At 70.5% G+C, this 6,336-nt stretch carries 8 protein-coding genes; 6 read left to right on the top strand and 2 right to left on the bottom strand.

All coding sequences use genetic code 11. The features are described 5' to 3' along the window. Positions 1-240: 240 nt before the first annotated feature. On the bottom strand, positions 241-828 hold the full coding sequence (locus ACIRST_RS41525) for a TetR/AcrR family transcriptional regulator (protein WP_402809808.1): 588 nt from the start codon (positions 826-828) through the stop codon (positions 241-243). A 118-nt stretch (positions 829-946) separates the two neighbouring features. On the opposite strand from ACIRST_RS41525, the gene ACIRST_RS41520 reads away from it, so the two are divergent. After that, positions 947-1,873: an NmrA/HSCARG family protein gene (locus tag ACIRST_RS41520; RefSeq protein WP_402809805.1), complete on the top strand. Its 927-nt coding sequence runs from the start codon at positions 947-949 to the stop codon at positions 1,871-1,873. Further along, on the top strand, positions 1,870-2,760 hold the full coding sequence (locus tag ACIRST_RS41515; protein ID WP_402809802.1) for a TIGR03620 family F420-dependent LLM class oxidoreductase: 891 nt from the start codon (positions 1,870-1,872) through the stop codon (positions 2,758-2,760). The genes ACIRST_RS41520 and ACIRST_RS41515 overlap by 4 nt, the downstream gene beginning before the upstream one ends. A gap of 360 nt (positions 2,761-3,120) precedes the next feature. On the opposite strand, the gene ACIRST_RS41510 is transcribed toward ACIRST_RS41515, so the two are convergent. Next, the gene (locus ACIRST_RS41510; protein ID WP_402809799.1) at positions 3,121-3,702 is read right to left on the bottom strand and encodes a TetR/AcrR family transcriptional regulator; all 582 of its coding nucleotides are present in this window, start codon (positions 3,700-3,702) and stop codon (positions 3,121-3,123) included. Positions 3,703-3,907: 205 nt separating this feature from the next. On the opposite strand from ACIRST_RS41510, the gene ACIRST_RS41505 reads away from it, so the two are divergent. The 4 genes from ACIRST_RS41505 (at position 3,908) to ACIRST_RS41490 (ending at position 6,197) form a co-directional block, all read left to right on the top strand. Continuing rightward, positions 3,908-4,414, top strand: a complete 507-nt coding sequence (locus ACIRST_RS41505) for a hypothetical protein (protein WP_402809796.1) — start codon at positions 3,908-3,910, stop codon at positions 4,412-4,414. 88 nt (positions 4,415-4,502) lie between these two features. Further along, positions 4,503-5,306: a hypothetical protein gene (locus tag ACIRST_RS41500; RefSeq protein WP_402809793.1), complete on the top strand. Its 804-nt coding sequence runs from the start codon at positions 4,503-4,505 to the stop codon at positions 5,304-5,306. After that, entirely contained in the window at positions 5,303-5,692 is a 390-nt protein-coding gene (locus ACIRST_RS41495) for a peptidoglycan-binding protein (protein WP_402809791.1), read from the top strand. The genes ACIRST_RS41500 and ACIRST_RS41495 overlap by 4 nt, the downstream gene beginning before the upstream one ends. 121 nt (positions 5,693-5,813) lie before the next feature. Further along, the gene (locus ACIRST_RS41490) at positions 5,814-6,197 is read left to right on the top strand and encodes a hypothetical protein (RefSeq protein WP_402809788.1); all 384 of its coding nucleotides are present in this window, start codon (positions 5,814-5,816) and stop codon (positions 6,195-6,197) included. The last annotated feature ends 139 nt before the right edge of the window (positions 6,198-6,336 follow it).

Raw genomic sequence — 6,336 nt, 5'->3', positions numbered from 1 at the left:
GTCGCCTGCCCTCGACCGCCGCCTGCCACGGCGCGGCGAGCTCAACAACCAGATCCGCCAGATGCCCACGTGAGACACCGGTCAGCGCCCGATGGCCAAGGACCGCACGGTTCACCATGATCGACACAGAGGAAGATCATGCCGCGCCAGCCGATCAAGCCCAACCCGCCGCAATCACGCACCAGCTCGTAAGACCGACCGAGGATAGGCGTTGCGCTCCTTGGCTGCGGAATGAGGGCTTCAGCGTGCGCGCACCCCGTCGATAGCCAGGTTGAGCAGCCGGTCGGCCTCGCCTGGGCCGTCGGGGTCCTCCTCGGTGGCCAAAGCGATGGCGCTGACGAGTTTGAGCAGTTGGGCGATGGTGACGTCGGGGCGTACGGCATTCATGTGGCGGGCGCGGTTGAGGAGTTCGTCGCCGGCGCTGGTGATCATTGCGTGGCAGGTGCTTCCCAGTGTCGGGTCGCCGTCGCGGGTGCCGTGCATGAGTGATGCTCCCAGGCCCCGGTTGGCGACGGCGTGTGCGCCGACGGCGCGGAGCCAGGTGACGAGTGCGGCTCCGGGATCGGACGCGGGCAGCAGGTCGTGGGCTTGGGCGCAGAGGGCCTCCACCCGCCCCTTGAAGACGGCTTCCAGGAGCAACTGACGCGAGGGAAAGTGTCGGTGGAGTGTGGCTGAGCCGACGCCGGCGTGGCGGGCGATCTGTTCCAGCGAGGCTTCGGCGCCGTGCTCGGCGACCAGGCTCTCGGCGGCGGCCACGATCCGGTCGTAGTTGCGGCGCGCGTCGGCGCGCATCGGCCGCGCAGTGGGGCCGGCTGCGGTCTTGGGCACGGGAACTCCTGACGGCTTGCTAACTGGGGTGGTCCTCCATATTGTATCGACCGATAACCGGAGGGGCGCCCCAGTTGCTGGGTGTGCCCCCTCGTCGGCATGCGATACGGGGAGATTCGTGGAACCGACAGGAAAGACCGTTGTCGTGGTGGGGGCTACCGGCCTGCAGGGCCGGGCAGTCGCACGGCACCTGCTCAGCAGTGGCTGGCCGGTACGCGCACTCACCCGCGACCCGAACGGGGAGCCGGCCCGGGCACTGGCGAGCGCAGGTGCGCAGATCGTGCGCGCGCAGATGGAGGACGTCTCCTCGTTGATCGCCGCGACCAACGGCGCATACGGCATGTTCAGCGTCCAGCCCACTGTCGGTTCCCCGGGAACCGCACCGGGCTTCAGCGCCGAGGACGAGGTCCGCTGGGGGATCAACGTCGCCGAAGCCGCACGTGCCGCCGGCGTCGAGCACTTCGTCTTCACCTCGGTCGCCGGCGCGGACCGTCACGGCAGTGAAACGCTGCCGCAGAACCTGGTCAGCAAGTGGCGCATCGAGCAGCACATCGCGGCGCTCCGCCTGCCCGCGACGATCCTGCGGCCGGTCTCCTTCATGGAGAACTTCACCGGCGAATACGCCCTGCAAGGCGGAGGGTTGGCCACTGCCCTCGCCCCCGAGGTCCCCCAGCAGATCATGGCGGTGGACGACGTCGGCTTCGTCACCGCGCTCGCGTTCTCCCGGCCCGAGGAGTGGATCGGCCGCGCGGCGACCTTGGCAGCGGACGAACTCACGCCGATGCAGATCGCGGCGGCCATCGAGAGCGCGCTCGGGCGTCAGCTGCCGTACGTCCGGATCCCGATCGAAGCGATCCGGGCCCTCAGCGAGGACTTCGCCTTCGCCTACGAGTGGCTCAACGAACGCGGCTACCGCGCGGACATCACCGCAACCCGCCGTATCCACCCCGGGGCGATGAATCTCCGTACCTGGCTGGAGCGCACCGGCGCAGCCCAGATCGCCGCGTTCCTGGCCACCCAGCCCACCGCCGGGCAGCACGCATGAGCGCCCGTACACCCGATTCATCCGCTCTCGGGCGCATCGGGATCTGGGCGGGCGACCTCGACAGCTACCCTGCGGCAGGAATGCGCGAGGCCGCGACGGCGATCGAGGATCTCGGCTACGGCACCCTCTGGTTCGCCGAGACCACGGGGCGGGAGGCCATGGCGCAGGCCGCGATCCTGCTGTCCGCCACGCGGCGGATCACCGTGGCCGCTGGCATGACCGACATCTACGCGCGCGACGCGGTGACCGCCGCCGCTGCCCGGCGCACCTTGGAGGAGGCGTTCCCCGGGCGATTCCTGCTTGGACTGTGGGAGAGCCACCCGAGCCTCGCCGAGGACATCCGCGGTCACCGCTTCGGCTCACCGCCGGCCACGATGGGCGCCTACCTCGACACTCTCGACGCCGCCCCGTTCGGGCCGCCCGCCACAACAGCCTTGCGGCGCCATGTGCTGGCGGCCCTGGAGCCGGGCATGCTCGCACTCGCCGCCGAACGCACCTGGGGAGCCACCGTGTTGGGCATGCCCGTCGAGTACACCCGCACCGCGAGGGCGGTGCTGGGACCTGACGCGCTCCTGGCCGTGACCCAACTGTGCGTGCTGAGCCCCGACTGCACCCGCACTGCCGAACTGGCCGCCGCCATGGCTGCGGCGGCCCTGCCGAACCGGCGAACGCTGCTGCACGACCTGGGGTACCGGGACATGGACGCGCTCGGCGACCGGCTCGTTGACGCGATTGTGGCCCACGGCGATGCCGAGGACATCGCCCGCCGTGTCCACGAGCACCTCGACGCAGGAGCCGACCACGTCAGCCTCCACCTCCTGACCCCCGCACCGGGCATCGCCCCCATCCGCCAGTGGGAGCACATGGCCACCCACCTGCTGCCCTGACCGGATCCGCCCACGTGGGAGCCGCGGCCGTGCCGCGGCTCGGCGTTCGATGCCGGGGTGACGATCCACGGAGCATCGACCAGCTCACCGAGGTGCACCTCGGTACGGCCCGCTCGGGCCGGTGTGGTGGCGCCACGACCAGTTCGGTGTCCGCGACGGTCTCGACGTGCAGGCGCGGTGACTCGCCGTCCCAAGGTCGGTGGGGCGGGCGGGACGTCGGTACGGCGAGGTCGATCGAGCCCGCGCGCAGTGCCCGGACCGGGGAGCTCGTGCGCGGGAAGGCGGGCCCTCGGCAGGTGGCCGGCCGAGGCGCGCCGCCGTCGATGCGGGATTCTGCTGCGCGCCCGTCTGTTCCCGTGGTCAGCGCTGTCTGAGGCCGTTGAGGAGGTAGTCGATGCGGGCGGCGGTGTCGTCCGCGTCGAGTGGGCCGGTTCCGAGCAGGAGGCGGTAGTAGACGGGTCCGAAGAGGAGTTCGACCATGGTTCGGGTCGGGACGTCGGTGCGCAGTTCGCCGGCTGTGACGGCCTGGTCGAGGCGGTCCTGCCAGGCCTTGTTGCGGGGTTCGAGGAAGTCGGTGCGGAGGTCTTCGGCGAGTCCGGGGTCGCTCTGGGCGTCGGCGACCAGGCCGCGCCAGATGGTTCCGAGGTCGGTGCCGAGGGCCTGGATGACTCCTTGTGCGGCGGCGGTGATGTCGGCGGTGATGTCGCCGGTGTCCGGGACGCCGGAGAAGGGCCCGGTGTGGTCGTTGAGGGCTTCGAGGACGACGGCGGCCTTGCTGGGCCACCAGCGGTAGATGGTTTGTTTCCCGACTCCGGCGGTGTGGGCGATGCCCTCGATGGTGACCCGGGCGTAGCCGTCGCGGACGGCGATTTCGAGGGCGGCGTCGAGGATGGCGCGGTGGGAGCGCTGGTTGCGGAGGTCCGGATTCGGTGCTGGCGGCATGGTCCGAAGTATCCCACGAGACGTCACGTGCCGTCTTGACGTGATCGTCTTGCGCAGGGAACATGGTGGAGCGCGAGGCGAGACGAGACGGTACGTCGCGAGACGAGACGATGTGGGTTGTCGTACGGGGGCGTCTCCGTCACGGGGGATCGCCTCGCGCCGAAATCGCCGGGACTGACCAACCGGCCCACGCCCAGGGGGACCAATGAAGACCATTGCGTCCGACATCGGCCGTGCCGGCTCGGTGCGCAGGAAGCTCGGCAGACGAGCGGGCAGCGCGGCCGTCGCCATGGCACTCGCCGGAGCCGGCCTCATCACCGGCACCGGCCAGGCGCACGCGTCGGGGACCTGGATCAATGGCTGGAGCACAGTCTCGACACCGTTCCGCTGCACCGTCGGCAGCGACGAGTCGACTGACTTCTGCCTGTACTACAACAGCGGTGCCGAGGGCGCCATTTGGGTGTCCCAGTCCGGGAAGGTGTACTCCGTCTGGGACTACCACTTCCGTAACGACGGCTACGGCTCCAACGGTGCCGGAGCGGCCGTCTGGCACGATGCCGCGAGCGTCGAGGCCGCCGTGGGCGGCTGCGCCGTCGGGGTCTACTCCGGGACGTCGTTCACCGGCGATGCGAACTACGTCCCTTCCGGCCGTGGCGGCAACCTCACGTCCACCGTGAAGAACAAGGAAGAGAGCATCGGCGTCGCCTGCTGACCGCCGCCGGTCTGGCTGAACGGGTGCTGCCGCCGGGCGCCTGCCCGGCGGCAGCACTCCGTATCGAGATCACCGACCGAAGGGCACCATGAAGCGCCGTCCGGCCGTACGATCGCGCCACCGCCGGAGCGGCGCTGCTCTTCTCCTGCTGGCCGCGGCCGGCTGTACCTCCACCCCCACCGGCGCACTCGCTCCCCAGCAGCCGGTTGCCACCCCGACCGTCGCCGCCGGAACGGCCGAACTGCACCTGCCGGTCGAGGCCTACATGCTCTCGCCCACGCAGTCGGCACAGTTCAACTGGGTCCAGCAGGCCGCGACCGGCGCCTGCATGAAGCGGTACGGGCAGGACTACCCGGTACCGGCCCGACCGGACCGCACGCCGGCCGGAGCGTTCGAGACCATGAAGCGCCGATACGGCATCAGCGACGCCGACGAGACACACCGGTGGGGCTATCACCTCCCGGAGACCGCCGACCCCCACAGAACCGCGCCGATCGGCAAACTCCCGCTCGACGCACAGACCGTCCTGACAGGCGTCGACCCCCGGACCCGGAACCGGGTGTCGAGCTTCGCCGGAAAGCCACTGCCCGAACACGGCTGTCTCACGGAGCTCGACCGGATCCTCCCGGCCGCAGCCGCCGGACCGCTCGGCCCCGGCAACGGCGAAGAGGGGATCGTCGCCACACTCAAGGCCAAGTCCTTCGAGGACTCCCAGGCCGATCCCCGGGTGACCGCAGCCATCGCCGCCTCTGATCACAGTCCCGTGCGGCGACTCCACTGCGCTCCACGTCGCTCCACGCCGCGATTCCACCGTGCGACTCCGTGCTGTGGCTCGTGCGCTCCCGGCGGCTCGGGCAGCCAGCATCCCATCCCTACCGAAGGACCCCCATGATCAAGAAGTCGATCCGCCGCGGCCTGGTCGCGGCCGCCGCCCTCACCCTCTCCACCGCCGCACTGGCCGGCACCGCGCAGGCATCGACCACCGCCCCCTGGCTCGGGTACAACCACGTCACCTCCGGCACCGGCGTGTGGTGCGTGCAGCACCTGGTCAACGACTACCGCCGGGCGAGCGGCCAGGACGCCATCGACGAGGACAGCCAGTGGGGCCCGCAGACCGACGGCGCCGTGCGGAACTTCCAGCAGGTCTCCCTCGGCAGCAGCCAGGCGGACGGCATCGTCGGCCCGGCCACCGGCAGCAAGCTGATGAATTACTCCTGGAACGACTCGGCCGCCGGGCCCGACGGCTCCTGCCAGCCGTACGTCCCGACCTACAGCTGACCGGCGCGCGGCGCACCGCGACCCGCCCGACCGCGACCCGCTCAACCGCACCCACCAGACCTGCCGTGCGCCGAACCGGCGGACGGACACCCGCAGAGAACCCTTAGAGAAGAGGAAGACCGTGCGAAACGGACTCAGGAAGTTCGCGGCGACCGCCGCCGTCGGCGTCTCCGTGCTCACCATGTCGCTGGCCGGCGCCACGGGCGCGCAGGCCGACTCCCAGGACGGCTGCCCCTACCCGTACGTCTGCATCTACGACGGCCCCAGCAGCGAGACCATCGTCGCCGAGTTCCGGGACATCACCAGCTACTACCAGAACACCAACCACGGGCCCGGCTTCGCTGCCGTCAACACCAGGAACCAGGACACGGTGTGGCTCCGCATCGACTACGGCTTCGGCAGCATCGGCTACCAGTGCCTCTCCAACGCCTCCCACGACCAGAACAGCATCTCGTCCATCGGAACCATCACCGGCATCAAGATCACCTCCAACACCAGCTGCTGACGCCCGCCTCCAGGCCGGCCCGGGCCTGACCGGCGGCAGCACCCGTACCCTGACGGCCCGCCCCTCCCGGGGCGGGCCGTCACGGCTTCCAGCCCGGCAGGGCGCCGGCAGCACCGGCAGCCCGCGCCCGCCCGGTTGT

It is taken from the genome of Kitasatospora sp. NPDC101447 (assembly GCF_044767225.1).
GTDB lineage: Bacteria > Actinomycetota > Actinomycetes > Streptomycetales > Streptomycetaceae > Kitasatospora.
This window is presented reverse-complemented; position numbering and strand designations above follow the sequence as displayed.

What these genes read in the sequence shown, in the direction of transcription:
- ACIRST_RS41515 (WP_402809802.1), top strand. Translation starts at nt 1,870, where the DNA reads ATGAGCGCCCGTACACCCGATTCATCCGCTCTCGGGCGCATCGGGATC.
- ACIRST_RS41510 (WP_402809799.1), bottom strand. Translation starts at nt 3,702, where the DNA reads ATGCCGCCAGCACCGAATCCGGACCTCCGCAACCAGCGCTCCCACCGC.
- ACIRST_RS41505 (WP_402809796.1), top strand. Translation starts at nt 3,908, where the DNA reads ATGAAGACCATTGCGTCCGACATCGGCCGTGCCGGCTCGGTGCGCAGG.
- ACIRST_RS41500 (WP_402809793.1), top strand. Translation starts at nt 4,503, where the DNA reads ATGAAGCGCCGTCCGGCCGTACGATCGCGCCACCGCCGGAGCGGCGCT.
- ACIRST_RS41495 (WP_402809791.1), top strand. Translation starts at nt 5,303, where the DNA reads ATGATCAAGAAGTCGATCCGCCGCGGCCTGGTCGCGGCCGCCGCCCTC.